The sequence below is a fragment of the Shewanella sp. MM_2022_3 genome (assembly GCF_022557375.1).
Classification (GTDB): Bacteria; Pseudomonadota; Gammaproteobacteria; order Enterobacterales; family Shewanellaceae; genus Shewanella; species Shewanella xiamenensis.
The window spans coordinates 155,127-178,991 of sequence record NZ_JAKZGV010000003.1; the positions used below are offsets into that span (position 1 = coordinate 155,127).

General features: G+C 48.7%; 20 protein-coding genes. 12 read left to right on the plus strand and 8 right to left on the minus strand.

Translation table 11 applies throughout. The annotated features are described in order from the left end of the window. The first annotated feature begins 100 nt into the window (after window positions 1–100). Complete coding sequence (yegQ, locus tag MMG82_RS03115; protein ID WP_037415375.1) at window positions 101–1,474, plus strand: tRNA 5-hydroxyuridine modification protein YegQ; 1,374 nt, start codon at window positions 101–103, stop codon at window positions 1,472–1,474. A 3-nt stretch (window positions 1,475–1,477) separates the two neighbouring features. Next, window positions 1,478–1,729 carry a YfhL family 4Fe-4S dicluster ferredoxin gene (locus MMG82_RS03120; RefSeq protein WP_011621854.1) on the plus strand — a complete coding sequence of 84 codons (252 nt, stop codon included), beginning with the start codon at window positions 1,478–1,480 and terminating at the stop codon, window positions 1,727–1,729. Window positions 1,730–1,815: 86 nt separating this feature from the next. Here the strand turns inward: MMG82_RS03120 and MMG82_RS03125 are convergent, their stop codons facing one another. Then, a complete protein-coding gene (locus MMG82_RS03125; RefSeq protein WP_037415374.1) occupies window positions 1,816–2,352 on the minus strand; it encodes an SCP2 sterol-binding domain-containing protein in 537 nt (178 codons plus the stop codon). A 138-nt stretch (window positions 2,353–2,490) separates the two neighbouring features. Between MMG82_RS03125 and MMG82_RS03130 the strand changes: the two genes are divergently transcribed. Together MMG82_RS03130 and MMG82_RS03135 are read left to right on the plus strand one after the other, a co-directional pair. Further along, window positions 2,491–3,492: a peptidase U32 family protein gene (locus MMG82_RS03130; RefSeq protein WP_037415373.1), complete on the plus strand. Its 1,002-nt coding sequence runs from the start codon at window positions 2,491–2,493 to the stop codon at window positions 3,490–3,492. Between the two features lie 31 nt (window positions 3,493–3,523). Beyond that, window positions 3,524–4,396: a U32 family peptidase gene (locus MMG82_RS03135; RefSeq protein WP_047540136.1), complete on the plus strand. Its 873-nt coding sequence runs from the start codon at window positions 3,524–3,526 to the stop codon at window positions 4,394–4,396. A gap of 15 nt (window positions 4,397–4,411) precedes the next feature. On the opposite strand, the gene MMG82_RS03140 is transcribed toward MMG82_RS03135, so the two are convergent. Then, complete coding sequence (locus MMG82_RS03140; RefSeq protein ID WP_037428556.1) at window positions 4,412–5,131, minus strand: DUF998 domain-containing protein; 720 nt, start codon at window positions 5,129–5,131, stop codon at window positions 4,412–4,414. A gap of 702 nt (window positions 5,132–5,833) precedes the next feature. Between MMG82_RS03140 and MMG82_RS03145 the strand changes: the two genes are divergently transcribed. Further along, window positions 5,834–7,192 carry a YjiH family protein gene (locus MMG82_RS03145; protein ID WP_037415367.1) on the plus strand — a complete coding sequence of 453 codons (1,359 nt, stop codon included), beginning with the start codon at window positions 5,834–5,836 and terminating at the stop codon, window positions 7,190–7,192. A gap of 574 nt (window positions 7,193–7,766) precedes the next feature. Here the strand turns inward: MMG82_RS03145 and MMG82_RS03150 are convergent. From MMG82_RS03150 to MMG82_RS03165, 4 genes are all read right to left on the minus strand, one after another. Next, a complete protein-coding gene (locus MMG82_RS03150; protein WP_037424342.1) occupies window positions 7,767–8,099 on the minus strand; it encodes a hypothetical protein in 333 nt (110 codons plus the stop codon). A gap of 78 nt (window positions 8,100–8,177) precedes the next feature. Next, window positions 8,178–8,402: a hypothetical protein gene (locus MMG82_RS03155; protein WP_037424339.1), complete on the minus strand. Its 225-nt coding sequence runs from the start codon at window positions 8,400–8,402 to the stop codon at window positions 8,178–8,180. A gap of 70 nt (window positions 8,403–8,472) precedes the next feature. Then, window positions 8,473–8,745 (minus strand): hypothetical protein, encoded by a 273-nt coding sequence (locus MMG82_RS03160; protein WP_156143184.1) that lies wholly within the window; start codon window positions 8,743–8,745, stop codon window positions 8,473–8,475. A gap of 501 nt (window positions 8,746–9,246) precedes the next feature. After that, window positions 9,247–10,224 carry a transposase gene (locus MMG82_RS03165; RefSeq protein WP_241406461.1) on the minus strand — a complete coding sequence of 326 codons (978 nt, stop codon included), beginning with the start codon at window positions 10,222–10,224 and terminating at the stop codon, window positions 9,247–9,249. 385 nt (window positions 10,225–10,609) lie between these two features. Here MMG82_RS03165 and MMG82_RS03170 point away from each other — a divergent pair, with 385 nt between their 5' ends. The 3 genes from MMG82_RS03170 to MMG82_RS03180 all read left to right on the plus strand — a co-directional run bounded on the left by MMG82_RS03170 (window position 10,610) and on the right by MMG82_RS03180 (window position 14,130). Next, complete coding sequence (locus tag MMG82_RS03170; RefSeq protein ID WP_047537375.1) at window positions 10,610–11,692, plus strand: UDP-2,3-diacylglucosamine diphosphatase; 1,083 nt, start codon at window positions 10,610–10,612, stop codon at window positions 11,690–11,692. Window positions 11,693–11,694: 2 nt separating this feature from the next. Then, a complete protein-coding gene (locus tag MMG82_RS03175) occupies window positions 11,695–13,599 on the plus strand; it encodes a lysophospholipid acyltransferase family protein (protein WP_241406462.1) in 1,905 nt (634 codons plus the stop codon). A 99-nt stretch (window positions 13,600–13,698) separates the two neighbouring features. After that, complete coding sequence (locus MMG82_RS03180; protein WP_047537381.1) at window positions 13,699–14,130, plus strand: CBS domain-containing protein; 432 nt, start codon at window positions 13,699–13,701, stop codon at window positions 14,128–14,130. Between the two features lie 30 nt (window positions 14,131–14,160). Here the strand turns inward: MMG82_RS03180 and MMG82_RS03185 are convergent, their stop codons facing one another. Further along, window positions 14,161–15,513, minus strand: coding sequence for an NCS2 family permease (locus tag MMG82_RS03185; RefSeq protein WP_047537383.1), 1,353 nt, complete (start codon window positions 15,511–15,513; stop codon window positions 14,161–14,163). Between the two features lie 517 nt (window positions 15,514–16,030). Here MMG82_RS03185 and torE point away from each other — a divergent pair. The 4 genes from torE (at window position 16,031) to torD (ending at window position 20,632) form a co-directional block, all read left to right on the plus strand. Next, on the plus strand, window positions 16,031–16,201 hold the full coding sequence (gene torE, locus MMG82_RS03190; RefSeq protein WP_011071462.1) for a trimethylamine N-oxide reductase system protein TorE: 171 nt from the start codon (window positions 16,031–16,033) through the stop codon (window positions 16,199–16,201). Window positions 16,202–16,227: 26 nt separating this feature from the next. After that, on the plus strand, window positions 16,228–17,406 hold the full coding sequence (gene torC, locus MMG82_RS03195) for a pentaheme c-type cytochrome TorC (protein WP_047537388.1): 1,179 nt from the start codon (window positions 16,228–16,230) through the stop codon (window positions 17,404–17,406). Between the two features lie 15 nt (window positions 17,407–17,421). Further along, window positions 17,422–19,911 (plus strand): trimethylamine-N-oxide reductase TorA, encoded by a 2,490-nt coding sequence (gene torA, locus MMG82_RS03200; protein ID WP_172591389.1) that lies wholly within the window; start codon window positions 17,422–17,424, stop codon window positions 19,909–19,911. A gap of 67 nt (window positions 19,912–19,978) precedes the next feature. Continuing rightward, a complete protein-coding gene (gene torD / locus MMG82_RS03205) occupies window positions 19,979–20,632 on the plus strand; it encodes a molecular chaperone TorD (protein ID WP_047537394.1) in 654 nt (217 codons plus the stop codon). An 87-nt stretch (window positions 20,633–20,719) separates the two neighbouring features. On the opposite strand, the gene torS is transcribed toward torD, so the two are convergent. Then, complete coding sequence (gene torS, locus MMG82_RS03210) at window positions 20,720–23,812, minus strand: TMAO reductase system sensor histidine kinase/response regulator TorS (protein ID WP_241406463.1); 3,093 nt, start codon at window positions 23,810–23,812, stop codon at window positions 20,720–20,722. Window positions 23,813–23,865: the final 53 nt, after the last annotated feature.

Here is a 23,865-nt window from a genome sequence, read left to right on the forward strand (position 1 = left end):
CTAATCTTAGACGTAGCAATTTGCATAAGCCTACTTTGATTGTGTAAAATGCCGCCCCCGCGCATTGCGCCTCCATCTACCAACCAATTCGAGAGTCATTATGTTTAAACCAGAGTTGTTATCTCCCGCTGGGACGCTGAAAAACATGCGTTACGCCTTTGCCTATGGTGCAGATGCCGTATATGCCGGTCAGCCGAGATACAGCCTAAGGGTACGTAATAACGACTTTAAGATGGAAAACCTCGCAACGGGTATCGAAGAAGCCCATGCGCTGGGTAAAAAGCTTTATGTGGTGAGTAACATTGCTCCCCACAACGCCAAGCTCAAAACCTATATCAAAGATATGGAGCCAGTAGTGGCGATGAAGCCCGATGCGCTGATCATGTCAGATCCTGGCCTTATCATGATGGTGCGTGAGGCTTTCCCTGAGCAGGTGGTGCATTTATCGGTGCAAGCGAATGCCATTAACTGGGCGTCGGTCAAATTCTGGCAAACCCAAGGCATTAAACGGGTGATTTTATCCCGTGAATTATCCTTAGATGAAATCGAAGAAATCCGCCAACGCTGCCCCGACATAGAGTTAGAAGTTTTTGTACACGGCGCCCTGTGTATGGCCTACTCTGGCCGTTGTTTGCTGTCGGGTTACATCAATAAGCGCGATCCAAACCAAGGCACTTGCACTAACGCCTGCCGTTGGAAATACGATGTGCATGAAGCGCAGCAAACCGACTCGGGGGATATCATTGCTCTGTCGCCACAAGCTAATGCGGTGCAAATCGAGACGCCAACCTTAGGCGCGGGTCCTGCGACCGACCAAATATTCCTGCTGCAAGAAGCCAATCGCCCCGGTGAATATATGCCAGCGTTTGAAGATGAGCATGGCACTTATATCATGAACTCTAAGGACTTACGCGCAATCCAACACGTTGAGCGTTTGGCCAAAATGGGCATCGACTCGCTGAAGATCGAAGGCCGTACTAAGTCTTTCTACTATGTGGCCCGTACCGCACAGCTATACCGTCAGGCCATCGACGATGCTGCCTCAGGCAAGAGCTTCGATCGCAGCTTGATGAATCAACTAGAAGGCTTAGCGCACCGCGGCTACACCGAAGGTTTCTTACGTCGCCATGTCCATGATGAATACCAAAACTACGACTATGGCTACTCGGTCAGCGATACCCAACAATTTGTGGGTGAATTAACCGGTAAACGCAATCTGGCTGGCCTTGCCGAAATCGAAGTGAAGAACAAATTCTCCGTCGGCGATAGCGTTGAATTAATGACGCCGCAGGGCAATATCAGCCTCACCATCGAACAACTCGAAAACCGCAAAGCCGAAGCGGTTGAAGCGGGATTAGGTTCGGGCCATACCGTTTACTTGCCCGTGCCGAAAGAGGTTGATCTGAACCACGGCATTTTACTGCGTAACCTGCCTCAAGGTCAGGATACCCGTAACCCACACGAAGCAGGCTAAGGCATGGCATTACTGATCGACGACAGCTGCATCAATTGCGACATGTGTGAGCCTGAATGCCCAAATCAGGCCATCACCATGGGGGAAGAAATCTATGAAATCGACCCAGACCGCTGCACCGAATGCGTAGGCCACTACGATAAGCCGACCTGCGTCTCCGTCTGTCCGATTGATTGTATTGACCCAGACCCTAACCGCGTCGAGTCCCACGATGAGCTGTTGGTCAAATTTGCCATACTCACGCAAAAAATTTGAGTGAGCGTCAGCCGTTCAAACTTAACAAAAAGCCCCGCAATCTAAGCGGGGCTTTTGTTTATCGGTTGATTACAACCACGTTCGCATCAGCTTAAGCTTGGGGATTTAGCTAAAATCACCGTCGGTTTTGCCTCAAGCTGCAAACGCACAATGGCATCGGCCAGCTTTTCAACGCTTAAGCGGATCGGCGCAGGTAAGCTAGCAAACTCGATACTCAGCAGCAGGTTTTTCACCTCAAGCCCTAACTCGGTATCGCCTTCAATGCTCAGTTTACGCTGGAAAAACAGCGTATCTGGGTCTTCTTTCGCCGCCGCAACCAACAATAATTCCGCAGACTTGGCACTAAACGTCACTTGGGCATCGGTCAGTTCACGCACCTGCCAACGGCCATCGAAACTCACTTCAAAATGCAGATTTAGATCTTCAACTCGAATCGCAACCCACTTACCTGCCAAAAAATCTAACTCGCCATCTTCAGCCTGCGACGCCAGCAGCTGTGTTAGTAGTTGGCTTAGCACCTTAGCCTTGAGGCTAAAGGGCACTTTAGAGAGTGGCAAACGGATCAGTTTTGGGGTGAGTTCTAACAATTGTTTAGCAAGATTAGCTGAAAAAACAGCGGACATAAGCAGTTACCTAAGGATAAAAAACACTATATCTCCCAGTTTACCGAGATTTTATGATCTTAAACCTGTTTTAAATCAATTCACCGCCATTCAATCTTCCCTACACTCTGCCCCTGTTATTTTATCGGGAGCACCATTATGGAGTTGTTGTGTCCAGCAGGAAACCTGGCCTCGCTAAAGTCGGCGCTGCAGGCCGGAGCCGATGCTGTCTACCTTGGGTTAAAGGATGATACCAATGCACGTTCATTCGCGGGCTTAAACTTCACCCCTGCAAAATTACAGGAAGCCGCCGAGCTCACCCATCAGCGGGGCAAGAAAATCTTCCTCACCTTAAATACCTTTCCTAAGCCGAATGAGGAGCACCGTTGGTATCAAGCTATCGACTTGGCGGCCAGTATTGGCGTTGATGCCTTAATCGTTGCCGATCTGTCGCTGCTCGACTATGCCCACAGGCAATATCCGCATATTCCGCTGCATTTATCGGTACAGGCCAGCGCCACCAACTTGGGCGCACTGAGTTTTTATAAAGAGGCTTTTAATATCGCGCGGGTGGTATTACCCAGAGTGCTGTCGATGAAACAAGTACGCGACCTCGCCAAGGTCAGCCCTGTCGATTTAGAGGTCTTTGCCTTTGGCAGTCTGTGCATTATGGCCGAAGGCCGCTGCCACTTATCCTCCTATGTTACCGGTCAATCACCAAACACTGGTGGCTCTTGCTCGCCAGCGAAACACGTGCGCTGGCAGGAACAGGGCAAAGACAGATTGACCCGCCTCAACGAGGTCTTAATTGATAAATCAGGGCTCGATGAACAAATGGGCTACCCCGTGGTCTGTAAAGGCCGTTATCTCACCCAAGACGATGATAAACCGCAATATCTGCTCGAGTCTCCCACCAGCTTAAATACCCTTAGCTTGCTGCCTGAGCTTGCCAAGGCGGGCATAGTGTCACTCAAGATTGAAGGGCGTCAGCGCAGCCCTGCCTATGTAGAACAGGTGACTAAGGTTTGGCGCCAAGCGATTGATACCTATCTTCATCAGCCAGATAAATTCCAGACTCAGGCCCATTGGGAGCAAGCCCTTGCTAAAGTCTCCGAAGGCCAAATTACCACCTTAGGCGCCTACGAGCGTGACTGGCAGTAGCCCTAGCGATAACCACGAAGAAGAAACGATTATGAAAATTTCCCTCGGCCCACTGCTCTATTGCTGGGAAAAACAACAGGTCATCGACTTTTACCAGCAGGTGGCCAATAGTCAGATCCCGTTAGTTTATTTGGGTGAAGCCGTCTGTAGCCGTCGACGCGAACTCAAATTTGGTGACTATCTCGAACTGGCCAAAATGCTGAAATCTGCGGGTAAAGAGGTGGTGCTGTCAACGCTCGCCCTTATCGAAGCGCCCTCGGAATACACAGAGCTTAAACGTCAAGTCGATAATGGCGAATTTAGCATCGAGGCCAACGACATGGCGGCCGTGTATCTCGCCAATGAGCACAAGCTGCCCTTTGTCTGCGGCGCCAGCATCAACAACTATAATCGCGCTAGTCTAGATATTTTGCAGCGCTTTGGTATGCAGCGCTTTGTGATGCCAGTAGAACTGTCAAAGGCTTGGCTGAGCCAAGTGGTCGCGCACAGGCCCGCATTCGAAGTTGAAGTGCTCGGCCATGGCTACTTGCCGCTCGCCCACTCGGCGCGTTGCTTTACCGCTAGGCATCGACATTTGTCGAAGGACAGCTGCGAAACCGTTTGCCGCCAATACAGCAAGGGTTTACTAGCGCAGACGCAAGAGGCGCAACCTTTACTGAGGTTAAATGGCATTCAAACCCAGTCGGCCAGCTGTGTCGATTTACGCAGCAAAATCAATGAAATGATAAAGGTTGGCGTAGATGTGTTTCGGGTTTCGCCCAGCAGCGTAGCCTGTATCACTAAAGCCGATGCGCTGGTCGAGGCGTTAACTAGCAAGGCAACGGACGCTCAGTTTCCTCTTAGCGATGAGCACTGTAATGGCTACTGGTTTGGCGAAGCAGGGCTAAAATCCTTGGTCAGATAAAAGACATAGCCTACTTCACTCAAGCGTTTGCTGCTGGGTCAATGTGGGGATACATGATGGTGGCGTTAATAGCAGCGCCACCGTCCAACTTAATAGACTCCCAAGCCCAATCCATTCCAGCAATGCAGGCCACCATAAATCGGGCCTTGGCAATTGCAGTACCATTTCTTGATAGAAAGGTCTGTCTCCTTCCGTTAAGCCCAATGCTAACAGCGGCACATAGAGAAAAGTCATCATACTGAGCAATACCAACAGCGCTAATAATATCGTCAAGCGCTGACGGTGCTGCGAGCCGAATCCCACCCATAGTAGATAACAAATTGCACTTAAGCTGCCAAAGTAGAAAAACCATTTAAGTGCGAGGATATGCAAGTGATACACATTGACTGGAAATAGCCCAACACAGGCTAAGGCTAAAAACGTCAGTGCTAGAGCGCAAAAGAAAGGATATCCCCAAAACCCGCTTACAGTCTGTAGGGAGGAAAGACAATAAAAAACAACGCTTAAACTGCCAAAAAATAAACCGCCATTGAGCACCACGGCAAAGCTAGAATGGCCATAGGTTCCCAATTCACTCAGTGTATGATTTAAAAAATTGAAGGAGCGTGTTTCAGAATAATCAAATCCGAATACCGCCACACAGATCCCCAGCATCAATCCAAAAATACCAAGAAAACCAAACTTAGTGGCAAGTGCCGAGCCCCTTGTTGCCATATTCATTTTTATAACAGTCATGGATAATTTAGCCAAACCAAAGTAGTACTAACTTACATGGAATTAAAAAGAATTAAAGCGGCACGAATCCTCTTTAGCGTAAAATTTTATTTCATCACTATTAACGATTTTTTAGTCATCATATGAAAATCCCGTGCTAAGTCATTATTCAATAAAACATATGCAAATCTGCAGTCAAAACTGAATAAATACTCACAAACAATTCAGCTCACTCTATTTTGTTACAGAAGACAACCTCACCGTTACAGCTACTGTTATCCCGCTCACATTGGGTCCGCGACGTTTGAAGCCCTTTTACCATTAATGGGTAAAAAATCATCTAAAAGCGTATTTAGTGAAGATCCACTGGGAAAGTTTTCAACAAAACATCGCCAAGAAGTGAACATCCTCAAGAATAAAACAACCCGATAAACAACCCGCAACAGCATGACGTAACGCCATGATTAAATTAAATTTAAACAACTAAAAAAGTAGGCAACATCAAAAATCATCCATTAGAAATCGCCCAAATAACTATGCTATTTTGCTGCTTATCTCAAACAAATTTCCGAATCGTTTTACATAGCGGCGCTAAGCGAGTAATCTTCCCCCTTCTCGATTTTGAGTTGAATTAAAATGCACCTCACCCCAGCAAAGAATGCGGTTTTGAGAGAGCATTTATTCAAGTTTATTTGTGCGACTCGTACTTTAAGGTGTACACCATTGGCTACTGAACATAAAAACCGCAACATTAAGACGATACTCACCTTTATCGTCCCTTCGCTGATCGGTCTGCTGCTGTTTATGACCCCTATCAGCTATAACGATGCGATAACTATTCCCATCGCAATCATCTCTAAAGCACTGCAAAGCGTGTTAAGCGATGTATTAACCTTAATCGTGACTGTGATTGTTGTCGCCATGGCCTTTGCCTCTGTGCTGACAAAGTTACTCAAACCTAAGTTTGTGCTGAACAATCACTTCCTCAATGGTTTACTCAATATCAGCCCGCTGTGGCTTACCACCCGTGTCGTTGGCGCTGTCTTTATCGTGCTGACCTACTTTGGCATTGGCCCCGAAGCGATTAACTCTTCAAGCACTGGCGCCTTAGTACTGAACGATTTGTTACCGGTACTCTTCTCGGTGTTTATCTTCGCCGGTATGTTGCTGCCACTGCTATTAAACTTCGGTCTATTAGAGCTATTTGGCACCCTGCTGACCAAAGTGATGCGCCCCGTGTTTAACCTGCCAGGTCGCAGCGCCATCGACTGTATGGCCTCTTGGTTAGGTGATGGTAGCGTTGGGATCCTGCTGACCAGCAAGCAATACGAAGCGCGTTTTTACACCCAAAGGGAAGCCGCGGTTATCGGTACCACCTTCTCGGCGGTGTCAATTACCTTCAGCTTAGTAGTGATCTCACAGGTAAAGTTAGAGCATATGTTTGTGCCCTTCTACCTGACCGTGTGTTTAGCGGGTTTTGCGGCCGCCGTGATTGTGCCTAAGCTGCCGCCACTGTCGTGGAAAAAAGATAACTATATCGACGATACGCCACGTCAACCTGATGATGAGATGATCCCCGCAGGACACGGCGCACTCTCTTGGGGCTTTGATAAAGCGCTCGAGAAAGCGGCCAGTGCTGGTGGTATCAAAGCCGTCTTAAATGAAGGTATTAAAAACGTTATCGATATGATATTTGGCATTCTCCCTGTAGTAATGGCCATTGGTACCACGGCGCTGATCATCGCCGAGCATACGTCCATCTTCAATTACTTAGGTATGCCGTTTATTCCGTTACTGGAACTGCTGCATATCCCTGAAGCCACCGAAGCCTCTAAAACCATCGTTGTTGGCTTTGCCGATATGTTTATTCCGTCGATTTTAGCCAGCTCTATCGAATCGGATATGACCCGCTTTGTGATTGCCGCGTTATCCGTAACCCAGCTGATTTACATGAGCGAAGTGGGCGCACTGCTGATTGGCAGTAAGATCCCAGTGAATTTTGTTGAGCTATTTGTCGTGTTCGTACTGCGTACCTTAGTGACTCTGCCAGTAATTGCCGGCGTGGCTCACCTGCTGTTCTAAGCGCAACATCACCTAAAATATCAAGGGGAGTCAGATTTAACTGACTCCCCTTTTTTGTACTCACTTATACACTCAACTCATACACGAACAGACAGTTTTGATTACTTCGTTGAGTGTGGGTTAGTCGTACAAATTCCACTCGCCACCATATAACTCAGTTTTACAGGAAGTCATTTAGAATTTCTGGATACTACTGCTGAAAGATAAAGTTTGGCCGTTTAATTCTCTAAGTGCTGGCTTTTGGTGAGCCATGGCATTCTCTCTCCGACACGCAGCAAGTCCATCCTTGGATGCTCGACCGCCGTCTGATGTGAATGGATTCACGAATGCCGCGATGGCATGGATGCCAAAAAGCGGCCATGGGGCGGACGGTCGTCTCGCAAACCTCCATGGCTCACCTATTTAGCGTTGGCGTAATCTGTAAGTTTTAAAAAGAAATACGCAGCATGTTTTGGGACAGTTTCCTAGTTGAAGCCTTAACTCTAACTCGTCAGTTTCGGATAAAAATTTCTATGGATTAACGCCAAGTACTATAGCAGTTTGTAAGTTGCGTGTTACTGCGCCTTGTTTGCCTTTAGTCGTGATAGAAAGCCTCAGACACATAGAAATCGCAGAAAGATTTGATATCTTCCTTATTGTCGGACTCGATAGCTCTGGCTCGCAGTTTATAGCCACGCACAATTCGGCTGTTGTTTTCAATGGCGAACTGAATCATCAAATCATTGCTGCTTAAATCAAGCTTCTCTAATTCAGATTTAGCTGACTCCGCATTACTTTCAGTGAAAAAACTTTCCTTCATTTGCATATCTGGCTCAATAAGCAATTCTCTATGTTCGCACAGCAATTTCTCTTCAGTTGCTTCCGCATGAAGAGAGAACAAGATGGCTATGACAGCTAAAAACTTCATCACAGCTCCCTAGGCATAACGTTCGGTTCAACCGCAGTTTGTAAGCGCGAAGCGCTGTAGCGGCGTTGCAACCGCTTGTTATGGGTGGTGAATCTCATTTTCCCTGACCTCAATGTCCCCATTTTTTTCTGTTTCTACAACGTAAGGCGGGTTAGGCTCAAACTTAATTACAGATACAACAGACCCACATAGACCGGCGTGGCGTCCAAATGCAACCACGACATAGTCATTCATTAAAAATTTCACACCTGCAATCTGTTCGCCACCAAGCCATCTATTATGAAGATCACGTGCTACGTTCATGTATTACTCCATAACGCTAAGCACAGTTGCAAAATATTTGGCACTATATTTTGTCAATTGATGCGCATTGTTATAAATCAGTATGACGCGAAAGGTTAAGAAACTCTTCACCAACTTTATCGGAATACTGTTTAGCAATTTCCATAATGACAATACTATCTATGGATGGATTAAGTAGAAGTAAAGTACATGTTACCTGCATTAAACTAATTGCCGTTGCGTGTGCAGGGTCTACCATACCTGAATTACTTTGGCCAACAACAAGTATATCTTCTTTACATTCAGCAAGAGCTAATCGATTTCGCAAACCTTTAGAACCAGAACAATAAATCCGGCCACCCAATATAAATCAATAACATAATGCACTTTATGTTTGCCTACAACTTGTCCGAAGTTAAAATGGTTTAAATAGGGACAATCAACAATCGCGGGGACAGCATCTAAGGCAATAAATTGCGCTAACTCATTAAAAAATGGGGTATTTAAGACGAAATAAATTGGCCCATAGAGCTTGGGATGTGTTCTGGATGAGGCTTTTGAAGTGATCTAAGCAGTTGTCATTTACTGTTAAAGTGCTGGCAGCATTTAGCAAAATGCCGTCGTCGCTTTTCGAATAAATCCAGCCACCCAATATAAATCAATAACATAATGTACTTTCTGTTTGCCTACAACTGGTCCGAGTTAAAATGGTTTAAATAGGGACAATCAACAATCGCGGGGACAGCATCTAAGGCAATAAATTGCGCTAACTCATTAAAAAATTAGGTATTTAAGATGAAGTAAATTGGCCCATAGTGCTTGGAATGTGTTCTGGATGAGGCTTTTGAAGTGATATAAGCAGTTGTCAGTTACTGTTAAAGTGCTGGCAGCATTTAGCAAAATGCCGTCGTCGCTTTTCTAAGTGTTCGCAGTAATCGGTCAGTTCTTGCAAGGTGCCCACTGGACCATGAAATAGCTTGCCAAATTCGGTTGTCAGCTTGAGCCAATTGTCATGGGGAATATTTAATCTGTTCAGTATCTTGGCGCTACTTTCGCTGATGCATCCACGTTTATCATTGCGAATGATTCGGCCGGTATCATCCACCAATTGAAGGTAATCCGTTAAGGAAAATGCAATGCCATTGGGTTGGTTGTCGCACTCATTACCAATAAAAGGTAGTAGATTGCTCGGCTGCTCACCTTTTAACGCCGCCCGAATGCGTAGTTGAATACTGCTATGGTCGGATTGTTCTGGCGTATCAGCCAGTTGAGCTCTAATCGGATTTAAATCGACGTAAGTCATACAGGCTAACACGGCGGCTTCATCCAGTAAGGCCTGAGATTTAAACCGACCTTCCCAGAACCTGCCTGTGCAGTTATCTTCTTGATTTGCTTGCCTTGCAATGGGTTCGTTGAGGCAGCGCATAAACCAACTGATATCACATAAACGGCTACGGTAAATGGCGATTGAATGCTTTAATCTGCTGACCTCATGCGCTTCAACTAACTCACCTTTGGCGAACTTTTGCGTTAACTCATCGCCTTTAAACAACTTATGCCACTGCTCAAGCACTTCGCGGTCAGTCCAGCGATTGGCTGTCTCGATATCCACCCGCAGCACCAAATGCAGATGATTCGACATCACCGCAAATGCTGCCACATCAATAGCAAAAACGGCTTCAAGTTCAAATAATAATGACTCGACCCAAGCACGGCGATGGTCATAGTTTTTACCCGAGTAACTATCATCGCCACATAAAAAAGCCCGCCGAACAACGCGGCTACAGCAATGGTAATAGGGAGTGTCTTCAAGACTTATCTGGGTTCGGCGAGGGCGCGGCATACAAACCTCCTTGTTCAATTCTTAACCAAAGCATAGTAGGAGGTTTACTACCGCGCGATTAAGGCTGGGTGTCCAATTTCGATCCAATTTCGGAAGTCGTCCAATTTCGGAAGTCGGGAAGCTCTCAGGGATGAGTTTATGGCGTGTCACAGGGGAAACAATAACAATTCATCCTGCACACCTAGCGATAATACAATCTAGCTTTAGGCAAAAGTAAGTTAAATCAAACTGCCTATTCTCATTACATCCAGATCTAAATCTTGATTGGTTAACACCCGGCAAATTCCACCCTGCTGTCATCTGCATGTCACTTAAGCTTCATCATTCAGTCAAAGCCCGTCACTAATCTCTAAGGCAGTCAACAGCCGCATAGGGTGAATATGAGATGACTGGAGCTAATTACAGGGGACTTGATCGCGCGCTTATCGACGCACTTAAGACTCCCCGCAATTCTTCCCGTAACACTCCTTCCAACTCTTCCGACAATGCTCCATCCAGTGTTAACGCCACTTCCTTCTCAACCCCACATATTTCCAACGCCAGCAATGCCGCAAATAATCAAACCATCACAGTTAACGCCCTCTGGTTATCGGATATCCATCTCGGTTGTAAGGATTGCAAAGCCGACTATCTGTTAAGCCTATTAAATACCGTGCGTTGTCAGCACTTGTATCTGGTCGGCGACATTGTGGATTTATGGGCGCTCAAATGCCGCCTGCACTGGCCCGAGAGCCACAATAAGGTATTGCAAAAGCTGATTGAACTGGCACAAAACGGCACTCAGGTGATGTACCTGCCGGGTAACCACGATGAGCTAATCAAGCCCTATGCCGAACTGACGCTGCTGAATATCAAAATTGCTCGTCAACATATTCATCAGGGGATTGGCGGCCACAAACTATTAATGCTGCATGGCGATCAGTTCGATGCAGATGTTTGCGTTGGCCGCTTCTACGCTATCTTGGGCGATCACCTCTACGACTTACTGCTGTTTCTCAACCGCAACCTCCATCGCCTGCGAGAGCGTTTAGGCTACCCGTATTGGTCTCTCGCCAGCTATATCAAATCCCGCGTTGGCAAGGCGCAGACGGCTATCGCCCGTTTTCGCCAGGCCGTAGTGAATTATGCGCAGCACTATAATGTGGACGGCGTGATCTGCGGCCATATCCACCAGCCAGAGTTATCGGTTCACGCTCGAGATAACCAATACAGCACGCCGGATAAGCGCCAGATAATCTATGCCAATGATGGCGACTGGGTCGAAAACTGCAGCCTGATCACCGAAACCTTAAACGGGGAATTACAACTCTGCCGCTGGAATGAGCAAAGCGTAAACCTCGATATTCTGAGCAGTATTGTGCTGGCGCAAACGCCGCCCAAAGCACCTGTTAACGCCCCAAAACCTATTCCACAAACGGCCACACACAGCCCCAAACAAGCAGAAATCCAACCAAGGGATGTCGCCTAATCATGAACCCATTAACACCTCATACCCCAAACGCTGATTCATTAAGCTCTAACACATTAAACGCCAACGCATTAACGCAGAACACAGCAAGCGGAGCAGTAGCCATGCCACTGCCCGCCTTAAAAGCCAGTTCGATGATCTTTACCGTCGATAATGTGGTGGAGCAAAACCTGCCCGCCCTCAAGGACAAACCTTGGTTAGCCAAGCCGACTAAGGCCATGCTACGTTACCTGTTGAATGAAAAACAATGTAACGACATAGCCAATCAATTTGCCTATCTCCAAGGGGTCGATTTTGTCGAGCAAGTGCTCGCAAGTTTCGATTTTAGCTTTACCGTGCCCGCCAACGAGGTCGAAAATATTCCCTGCGAGGGCCGCGTGGTGATCTTCGCCAATCATCCGATTGGCTCCCTCGATGCCCTCGCCCTGATTAAACTCGTCAGCGAAATCCGCCCCGATATCAAGGTTGTGGCGAACGAGCTCCTGATGGCGCTCGAACCTTTGCATTCGATCCTGCTGCCAGTGCGTAATATGACGGGCGGCACACCGAAACAGCACCTCGAAAAAATCCATCAGCATCTGCGCAATGAAGGCGCGGTACTGATTTTCCCGTCGGGAGAAGTCTCTCGCCTGCGTCCGAGCGGCGTGCGCGATACCCAGTGGCACTCGGGCTTTTTAAAGATGGCGATTTCCTGTAATGCACCGCTGCTGCCAATCTTTTTGGATGCCAAAAATTCTGCCACCTTCTACGGCGCCTCGATGATTTACAAACCCTTAGCCACACTGCTACTGGTCAAGGAGATGTTTAAACAGGCCAAACGTAATATGCCAATTCGTATCGGCGAGCTTATTCCGAATGAAGCCGTGCGCTCGATGGATTTCCCGCTAAAGACCAAGATAAAACTGCTTAAAAATCATCTGTATCGCATCGGTAAAGATAAAGACCCGCTGTTTATTACCCAAAGCGCCATCGCCCACCCTGAGTCGCGCCGAGAGTTGCAGGCCGCGCTACAACAATGTGAACTCCTCGGTGAAACCCAAGATAACAAGCTGATTTATTTGTATCAGCATCAGGACAGCAACCCCATCATGCGCGAAATTGGCCGCCTGCGGGAAATTGCCTTTCGCGCCGTCGGCGAAGGCACGGGCAAGCGCCGCGATATCGATAAATACGATTCCTACTACCAACATCTGGTGCTGTGGGATAAAGAACAGTTTGAAATTGTCGGCGCCTATCGTTTCGCCAGCGGCGAGCAAGTGCTAAATCGCTACGGCGACAACGCCCTCTACAGCCAATCCCTGTTCCAATATGCCGACGGCTTTATGCCCTACGTCAAACAAGGCTTAGAACTTGGCCGCAGTTTTGTGCAGCCCAAATATTGGGGCAAACGCAGTCTCGACTACCTCTGGTTTGGCATTGGCGCCTTCCTCGCTAAACACCCTGAATACCGCTACCTGTTTGGCCCAGTCTCCATCAGCAATCAACTGCCTGGGAGCGCGCGGGAGATGCTAGTGCATTTCTACTCCAAGGAGTTTGCGCCAGCAGAGCAGCTCGCGGTATCCATGTCGCCCTTTGGACTATCCAAGCAGCGCAAATTGCAGTTGGATGAAATCTATTCGGGCGAGGATTACCAAAGCCACTTTAAGCAGCTAAAACAAATGCTGGCGAGTATGGGCGCCGCGGTGCCAACCCTGTACAAGCAGTATGGCGAGCTATGTAAGCAGGATGGGGTGAAGTTTCTCGCCTTTGGTATCGATGCCGATTTTGGCGACTGTGTCGATGGCTTAGTCTTGGTCGATACCCATAAACTGAAAGGGAAAAAGTACCAACGTTATATCGGCGCCCATTTACCCGAAGACTTACGCAATCCTTTGATGGCTGAAGATGGATCCGACGAGCAGGATTAAGCATAATCCTGTTTAAGGTATTGGCTAAATAAACATCGGTCTGTTATAAGTATCTGTAATACAGTGCATTAAGGATACATATCCTTGTAAGGGTTTATCATGCCGATCATTATCGCCGATATTATGCGTACCCGAGTCGTCACAGTCGAAATGGACGATCGCTTAACCGTGGCGAAGGAGATTTTCGAGCAGGCAAACTTCCACCATCTGCTGGTGGTGGATGAATATAAACTCGAAGGCGTACTGTCGGAGCGCGACTTGCTGCGTGCTATCAGTCCGAATCTGGGCAGCAGCGCCGAAACCTCGAAAGATCTCGAAACCCTACAAAAACGCGTCCATCAGGTGATGACCCGTAATCCGGAGACCGTTGCGCCCCATGTGTCGCTCGATGTAGCCAGCCGTACCTTGCTGGAACACAATATTGGCTGTTTGCCAGTACTCGATAATGGCGATCTGGTCGGGATTGTGACTTGGAAGGATTTACTGCGAGCCTATTGTGAACACAATGAGGTGAATGAAAGCGAGTGCTAACGGCACTCGCTTTCGACTTTATAGAGTAACCTAGATTGCCCAGCCACCCATATAAAAGGCCACCAGGCCCAGTGTAATGGCGAGCACGCCTAACTTAAGCTGACGGATTTCACCGCTAAAAATACGGCCAACCACTAAGGTCACAAAGCCGAGCATAATACCGGTCACAATGTTACAGCTGAGGATGATGAACACGGCGCAGGTTAAGCCCGCCATCGCATCGACCTTGTCGTTAAAGTCCAGCTTAGTCACATTGCTGAGCATCAATAGCCCCACATACATCAGCGCTGGCGCCGTCGCATAGGCAGGCACCAAATAGCTGAGCGGCGCTAAAAACACCATCAGCAGGAATAATCCGCCCACTATGGTCGCGGTTAAGCCCGTCTTACCGCCCGCCGCCGTACCCGCCGCCGATTCGATATATACGGCCGCAGGAGCGCCACCAACGATACCCGCAAACATGCTGCTGACAGAATCTGACGTTAATGCCTTGCCACCGCCGACGATATTATCGTCTTTATCCAGCAGATTGGCTTGCCCCGCAACCGCGCGGATGGTGCCCGTGGCATCAAAAATCGCCGTCATCACCAGCGCCAGCACAATCGGTAATACCACAGGATTCAAGGCGCCCATAATATCCATTTGACCAATCAGCGAGTGCTCAGAGGTAAAATCAGGCACGGCGAAGAAGCCTTGGAATGTCACGCTTGGATCAAACACTAAACCGAACAGGGACAGGCCGATAATCACCAATAAAATCCCGCCGGGTACGCCGCGACGCTCTAAACCAATAGTGGCCGCTAAGCCCAGCACGGTGGCGATAACGGGCAGGCTGTTAATGTCGCCTAACTTCACTGGCAGACCCGCGTCATTGGCCACAATCAACTGCACACTGTTAGTGGCAATTAAGAGTAAAAACAAGCCAATACCTATACCTGTACCATGGGCAATCCCCTTGGGTAGGTTAGCCAGCACCCATTGACGCACGCCCGTGACACTCACGACGGTAAAAATCACCCCCATCCAAAAGATGGCGCCTAAGGTGACAGGGATACTCATGCCCTGACCTAACACCAAGCCGAAGGCGGTAAAGGCGGTGAGTGAAATCGCACAACCAATGGCCATGGGCAGATTCGCCCAGAGTCCCATCAGCAGCGAGCCAAAGGAGGCAATTAAACAGGTAGCGACGAACACGGCACCGGGGTCGAATCCGGCTTTACCTAACATATTGGGTACCACAATCACTGAGTACACCATAGCGAGGAAGGTGGTTAACCCTGCAATCACTTCTTGGCGAACTGTGCTACCACGTTGTTGAATTGAAAAAAAACGGTTCAGAAATGAACCAGAGGGTACGGCTGTTGAACTCAATTGCTCAGACATATCTTGTTATACCTTGTGATCTCTTAAAATAGGGTCGATACCAATTGGCTTTACCATTGGCGACGCCGGCTGCGGCAGATTAGAGCCCCAAATCCAATGACTTGGGTGAGAGATCCACATCATTCTCCTACATCGGGAAAAATCCATGATCTGCAAGCAGTGACGCTTTGCCCAGTTAAAATCACTTTAACCATGCAAACGCAGCCTTTGTTGGCCGCGGATAATACTGTAAACGCCGCCAGATAGCTAAGACCTCGCCTGCACTTCAGTAAATAATTAGCCAAAAAAGTCAAAATCAGTGTTTAAAAAAACACCTAAACTGCATATCAAACTGCCGATAGCGATCACAGAAATAAGATTAACGCTCTGTCAGTAAAACAAAAAATGATGAGACTTTTAAAATTTTCATAATTTTTCATATATTGTCAAAGCCCATTCATCCCAGCAGGCAAGTCCATTCACATCTCCCCTTTATAGTGCTCCCATCAAAAATCGCTTTCGAACGGAGCTCTTCCCAATGACAAAGCCCACCATGCAAACATCGGATAAGTCCTCACGCAGCAATGAGTTAAAGGCGCTGGGATTCATCATTTTCATACTCTTTCCCGCACTGACTATCGCGGGGATCAGTCTCTACGGTTTCATCATTTGGATGATCCAAGCCTTCGGCGGCGTTGTCGGCCACTAATTCACTGATACTTTGAGGACGCTATTATGAAGTGGTTAACCAACCTCTGGCGCACACTAAACAAACCCACAAAAGCTCTCACCTTAGGCGCTGTCAGCATCAGTGCTTTTATCATGGGCATCATCTTCTGGGGCGGATTTAACACCGCACTGGAAGCCACCAACACCGAAGCCTTCTGTATCAGCTGCCACAGTATGGAAAGTAAGCCCTACCAAGAGTTGCAGGAAACTGTGCATTGGTCGAATCACTCAGGCGTGCGCGCCACCTGCCCTGACTGCCACGTGCCCCACAACTGGAGCCGTAAGATTGCCCGTAAGATGGAAGCTTCCCACGATGTCTGGGGCTGGTTATTCAATACGGTCAACACCCCAGAAAAATTTGAAGCTAAACGTCTCGAAATGGCGAGCCGCGAATGGAAACGTTTCGATCGAGACAATTCACTGGCCTGTAAAAACTGCCACAACTACAACTCGATGAAGTGGGAAAGCATGTCACCACTGGCGCAAAAACAAATGAAACGCGCCGCCGAAATCGACCAAAGCTGTATCGATTGCCACAAAGGCATTGCTCACCATCTACCTGAAATGGGCACGGCCCGTGCACCTGAACTCATCGCCGAAGTCGGCGCTGGCGTCAGCTCAGTCGAAACCAACCAAACCTACTACAGTGCCCTAACTAAGCCTCTGTTCTTTAGTGAAAAAGGTGATGTTGAAGCAGGTACCTTAAACGTCGCCACTAAAGTCAAAGTGCTCGAAACTAAAGGTAAGCGCATCAAAATTGCTATCGATGGCTGGCGTAAGAAAATCGGCGCAGGCCGCGTGATCTACATGGACTTTGGCGTAAACATTCTGTCGGCGCAGTTAAGCAAAGATGCAGCAGAAACCGAAGGTGTTATCCAAACCTTTGAAGAGAAAGAAGACTCAATGACAGGCCTGAAATGGCAACGGGTTGAAGCCCAAATCTGGACCGATAAAGATTACCTGCTCACCGAGCTGCAACCACTCTGGGGCTATGCCCGCGATACCTTCCGCTCAAACTGTAGTGTGTGCCATACCCAGCCAGATGAAGCGCATTTCGATGCCAATACCTGGCCAGGCATGTTCCAAGGCATGTTGGCCTTCGTGAACATGGACCAAGACACTCAAGCGCTGGTGCAGAAATATCTGCAGGAACATTCGTCAACCTTCGTGAAAAAAGAGCACTAATTCGGGAGTAATACCATGAACAGAAGAGACTTTTTAAAAGGCTTAGCCTCAACCTCTTTCGTTGCTTTAGGTGGCAGCTCAGTGTTAGCGCCCTTAAATGCGCTGGCCAGCACAGGCTTAAATGAAGACGAATGGCTGACCACAGGCTCACACTTTGGCGCCTTTAAAATCAAACGTAAAAACGGTGTAATTGCCGAGGTCAAAGCCTTCGATTTAGATAAATATCCAACGGATATGATTAACGGTATCCGCGGTATGGTCTATAACCCATCCCGCGTGCGTTACCCTATGGTTCGCTTAGACTTTTTACTGAAAGGCCATAAGAGCAATACCCAGCAACGGGGGGATTTCCGCTTCGTTCGCGTGACCTGGGATAAAGCATTAAAGCTGTTTAAACACTCACTCGATGAAATCCAAACCCAATACGGTCCATCGGGCTTACACGCAGGACAAACAGGTTGGCGCGCAACCGGGCAACTGCATTCCAGCACCAGCCATATGCAGCGCGCGGTGGGGATGCACGGCAACTATGTGAAGAAAATCGGAGACTACTCCACCGGTGCTGGCCAAACCATTCTGCCATATGTATTAGGCTCAACCGAAGTGTATGCCCAAGGCACCTCTTGGCCGCTGATCTTAGAAAACAGCAACACTATCGTGCTCTGGTCAAACGATCCTTACAAAAACCTGCAAGTGGGTTGGAACGCTGAAACCCATGAGGCCTTCGCTTACCTCGCGCAGTTAAAAGAGAAGGTCAAACAGGGCAAGATCCGCGTAATAAGTATCGACCCTGTGGTGACTAAAACCCAGGCTTACCTTGGCTGTGAACAGTTGTATGTCAACCCACAGACTGACGTGACGCTGATGCTGGCCATCGCCCATGAGATGATCACCCAAAAGCTTTACGATGAAAAATTCATCCAAGGCTACAGCTTAGGCTTCGAAGAGTTTGTGCCTTACGTGATGGGCACTAAAGATGGTATCGCCAAAACTCCAGAGTGGGCAGCGCCTATCTGTGGGGTTGAGCCACACATCATCCGCGATCTGGCGAAAACCTTAGTCAAGGGTCGCACCCAAATCATGATGGGTTGGTGTATTCAGCGCCAACAACACGGGGAGCAACCTTACTGGATGGCCGCAGTACTCGCGACCATGATAGGTCAAATCGGCTTACCCGGCGGCGGCATCAGCTATGGTCACCACTACTCCAGTATTGGTGTGCCTGCAACAAATGCAGCGGCGCCCGGCGCCTTCCCACGCAACTTAGACGAGAACCAAAAACCCCTGTTCGACAGCACTGACTTTAAAGGCGCGAGCAGCACGATTCCCGTCGCCCGTTGGATTGATGCGATCCTCGAACCCGGCAAAACCATTGATGCCAACGGTTCGAAAGTAGTGTATCCCGATATTAAGATGATGATTTTCTCGGGTAATAACCCATGGAACCACCATCAAGACCGTAACCGCATGAAGCAAGCCTTCCAAAAGCTTGAATGCGTGGTCACTATCGATGTGAACTGGACGGCGACTTGCCGCTTCTCCGACATAGTGCTACCCGCCTGCACCACCTATGAGCGCAACGATATCGACGTATACGGCGCCTATGCTAACCGCGGTATTTTGGCGATGCAGAAGATGGTCGAGCCGCTGTTTGAAAGTTTGTCAGACTTTGAAATCTTCACTCGTTTTGCCGCGCTGATGGGTAAAGAGAAAGAATACACCCGCAATATGAGCGAAATGGAGTGGATAGAAACCCTCTATAACGAGTGTAAAGCCGCGAACGCGGGTAAGTATGAGATGCCAGATTTTGCCACCTTCTGGAAGCAAGGTTATGTGCACTTTGGCGATGGCGAGCTGTGGACACGCCACGCCGACTTTAGAAACGATCCTGAAATCAATCCACTAGGCACGCCTTCTGGCTTGATTGAAATCTTCAGCCGTAAGATTGAACAGTTCGGTTATGACGACTGCCAAGGCCATCCCATTTGGATGGAAAAAGCCGAGCGTAGCCATGGTGGCCCAGGTTCGGACAAATATCCTATGTGGCTACAATCTTGCCATCCGGATAAACGTCTGCACTCGCAAATGTGTGAGTCGAAGGAATACCGCGAAACCTATACAGTCAACGGCCGCGAACCCATCTATATCAGCCCTGAGGATGCCAAAGCGCGTGGTATTAAAGATGGCGATATAGTGCGCGTTTTTAACGACCGTGGCCAACTGTTAGCGGGCGCAGTGGTATCGGATCGCTTCCCTAAAGGCGTAGTGCGAATTCATGAAGGCGCATGGTATGGTCCAGTGGGTAAAGATGGCAGCGTCGAAGGCGGCGCCGAAATCGGTGCCCTGTGTAGCTATGGCGACCCGAATACTCTGACCTTAGACATTGGCACCTCGAAGTTGGCGCAAGCCTGCTCAGCCTATACTTGTCTGGTCGAGTTTGAGAAATACCAAGGCAAAGTCCCTAAGGTCAGCTCCTTCGATGGTCCTATCGAAGTCGAAATCTAACCGAGCCCACAATGCGATACGCCTAGTCAACTAGGCGCATTCCACTGTTAATCTTGAGGAATATGCAATGAGCAACATCGATATCAATCATGCCAGAGCCTTAGTGTATCAGCTGCTGTCTTCTCTGTTTGCCCGTGAAATTGATGAGCAGCGCCTTAAGCAACTCACCAGTGAGCAAGCGCAGCAATTCTGGACACAACTGGGTTATGCGTCTGAGCTTAGTGCGCCAGTCGTCAGCATACAGAAGGTGCTGAATGGCTTAACGAGCGATGAGGCCTTGCTCGCACTTGCCGCCGATTATTGCGGTTTATTCCTTGTAGGCACAAAGCACAGCGCGTCGCCCTATGCCAGCCTGTACTTGAGCTCCGAGGAAGAACCCTTGCTATTTGGGCAGCAGCATCAACAAATGAGCGAGTTTTTACACCAGAGCAAACTGCAAGTGCAGAGTCACTTCCCTGAACCTGCCGATCACTTAGCCGTGATCCTCGCCTATATGGGACACTTAGCTTGCCACAGTGAAGATGCTGCCCAGTTAAATTTCCTCGATGCTTGCATCGACTCTTGGTTAGCTAAGTTTGTGGTAAAAGTTGTTGAGTGCGATAGCAAGCACTGCAATGGCTTTTACAGTGCTCTTGCCACGCTGACATTGGCTTGGGTCAAGCAAGATAAACTGCTATTGGAACAGACAATCAACTCATCAGTAGAACAAGTCTTAAGCTAATTGTTTTTTGATGCGGTTGAACGAAAGCGGCTCCTACTCTTGGGAGCCGCTTTTTTATGTATTTCGTTGAGCGTTGATACTTAAGCACTATTCCACTGTGACTAACCATTGTTCGAATGCCGTCATCGATGCCAGCCAGCAGGTTCTCAGTTCATTGGCCGACTGTATTTCAAGCTTTTGGGCGTCTGTGGTTTTAAGCTGCTTTTCCCATACCTGACAACACTGAGTCAGTGCTTTTAGTCCCATGCTGGCACTACTGCCCTTAAGCGCGTGCAATAGTTTTGCACCCTCGCTGAAATCCGCCACAGAGCTTAGCGCCGAGAGTCGCTCAATTTGCTCGGCACTGGACGTTCGATAGAGCGCCAACATATCGCTCAATGTTTTCACACCTAACACCTCGAGATCTTGCTGTAACTGATTAAGATCTAATAAGGTTTTAGCCGATTGAGCCAATGACTCCGAAGATGCGAAGGTTAAGGAAGGACTCGCTGGCAACGCAGGACTCTCACTCCCCGAAGAAGATGGCACACACGCTGGCAACGAAGCAACGCCCAGCCATTCTGTCAGGGTTTGCAGGCTCAAGGGTTTGGCTAACACAGTATCAAACCCCGCCTCCCGATAGAGGCTAAGATCCTCCGTCTGCATCTGCGCGGTAAAGGCGGCAAACTTAATACTCTCATTAACACTCTCATTAACAATGTCATTTGTCAGTAATGCCTTTAGCTGTGGTAATAATGCTAGCCCAGAACCATCACTCAGTTGAATATCGAGCATCACGGCATCGAATGCCTTATCGCCACTCACATGCGTCAGCGCCTGCTGACAACTGATGGCCAAGCTGGAACTGTGGCCTAAATGCGCCAAAAACCCTTGCGCGACCATGGCATTGACCTTGTTGTCTTCGATCACTAACACCCGCAGGGGATTAACCCGTTTTTGCACCTGAGTTTGCGTATCGAATGCCTTATCACACTGGGAAAAACTCAGCTCAAAACCAAACTCGCTGCCCTTACCTTGCTCACTCTTGACCCAAATTCCTGGCCCCTGTGCATCCATCAGTTCAACTAACTGTTTGCAAATGGCAAGCCCCAAACCAGTCCCACGGCTGCGCCCCTGATTAGGCAATACGCAGTAAGGCATAAATAATTGCTCGCGCACCTCGGGCGCAATCCCCACGCCGGTATCTGCCACCACAAAAGCGAGTTTATCGCCCCGCACGCTGACATTCAGACTCACGCCGCCTTCGGGGGTGAATTTAATGCCGTTACCAATCAAGTTAAACAGTACCTGCCTCAGCTTAGGGCCATCAATCTGGATACACGCGGGTAACTGGGGACGATTAAGTCTTAGACTCAATCCCGCCAAATTGGCGCCCGCTACCATAATTGCCAGCACTTCATCGAGCAGTGCGTTGATATCCGTAGGCCTAGGCTCATTGGTTAAATTGCCCTGCTCGAGGCGGGAGAAATCGAGAATATCGCTCAGCACGGTTTGCAGCAGCGTTCCGCTGTATTGCGACAGCGCGAGCATCTGTTGCTGCGCGGGCGGTAACTGACTATGGCCGAGCAAGGTAAGCGTCCCGAGTAAGCCGTTGAGTGGGGTGCGAATCTCATGGCTCATGGTCGCTAGGAATTGGGATTTTGCCTGACTCGCCTCCTCGGCAACGATTCTTGCCTTAGCATGGCCTTTGGCCTCCGCATCAAGGCGCAGGTTGGCTTCGGCCAATTCCTGTGTGCGCGTGGCCACGGTTTGTTCAAGGGCCTTTTTATGCTCGGTCAGCTCATCGGCGACCAGACGTAAATCCGCCTGCAATTTCAGGTTGTGGGCTGTTTTTCGCTTAAATGCCTCGATGGCATTGGCCATGGCGGTCAACTCATCGTCGCCGTGGGCATCGAGGCTCACATTGGTGTCCCCTAAACTTAAGCGCGACATAGCCTCGGTCGCCTGATTTAACCTCAAGGCAATGCCGCGATAGATCACCCGATAAACCACGACTGCTATGATAACCAACATTAATATGCCCGTGCCCCACAACCCCAAGCGGGCGTAAGACAACTGCATTAAATAATCACTACGCGCCAACTCCGCCCGCTGTTGCTGTTGATTAAGCGCACTATCCACCAGCGTATTGAGGCTATAGAGTTTTTCCGCTAACTCCTGCTGCTGCCGCTGTTGCCGCTGCAAACTTTGACTCAGTTCTCGCTGTAATTTAATAATTTTGGGGGTATGGAGAAGAACAGCCAGTTCCGCCTTTAGCGCATTGAGCCTGCCGGGATCGCGGATAAGCTCAGATACTGTGGTGAGCGCCATTAAATCGATACCCACCTCTGCCGCTGGCACCTCTGTGGTTGCCAGCTCGATAGCCGTCCCTTGTTTTGGATGATTTGGATGATTTGGATGATTTGAATGATTCTGCGCCATGGGGTGAGATGATGCAGTGCTGGCAAAGGTTGCCAATAAACGGGGAACACTCAATTGCAGTTCGGACTGTAATTCGGATGCTTCAAATAACTGACTGAGCAGCGCAATTTGATGCACTAACTTGAGCGCGCGATTGAGCTGTTCTTGGATATCGAGCTCACGTTCAATCACATCATCAAGCAGTTGCCCACTGCGTTTATTCCCCGCCATATCGGGATAAGCTTGGCTGAGTTTTGCTAAAATCGCCGAGTCGACTACCGCCAATTCGGATTGCAATAACTCAGAGGCATGGGCTGCGGCAAGTGATAACTCACGGGCCCTAAGCTGCAACTCATCCCCTAAGGTAAGGCGCTGGCCCACACTCTTACCCAATAAGGTTAATTGCTCGATGATTTGCCCAGCTAATACGGATAAATGATTATCTTCGTTCACATCCAGTGTCAGTAACACTTTGATGCTATTTAACATTGTGGCGCTTTCAAGGCTGAGCTTACGGCCGATAAATTCCCGCTGCCGCTCATCCTCCACTTGGCCTAACTGGGTCACGCCATCGGATAAGGCATTAGAGGCCTGCACTAATTGGCGCGCGGCTTGAGAGGCGGGTAAGGATTCTTCATACAGATAACTGTCGGCCTGCTTGAGCCAATGTAAACTCAGGCTACCTAAGCTAACCAGTAGCAACAGCAATACCCCAAGCACACCGAAGGCGAGCATGAGTCTGCCAGTTAAACTACTTCGCGATAAAGATAAAGGCGCCACACTTGTTCCTTCTGTTACAATGCCTTCGAAATGATCACTGTGGATGATACGAG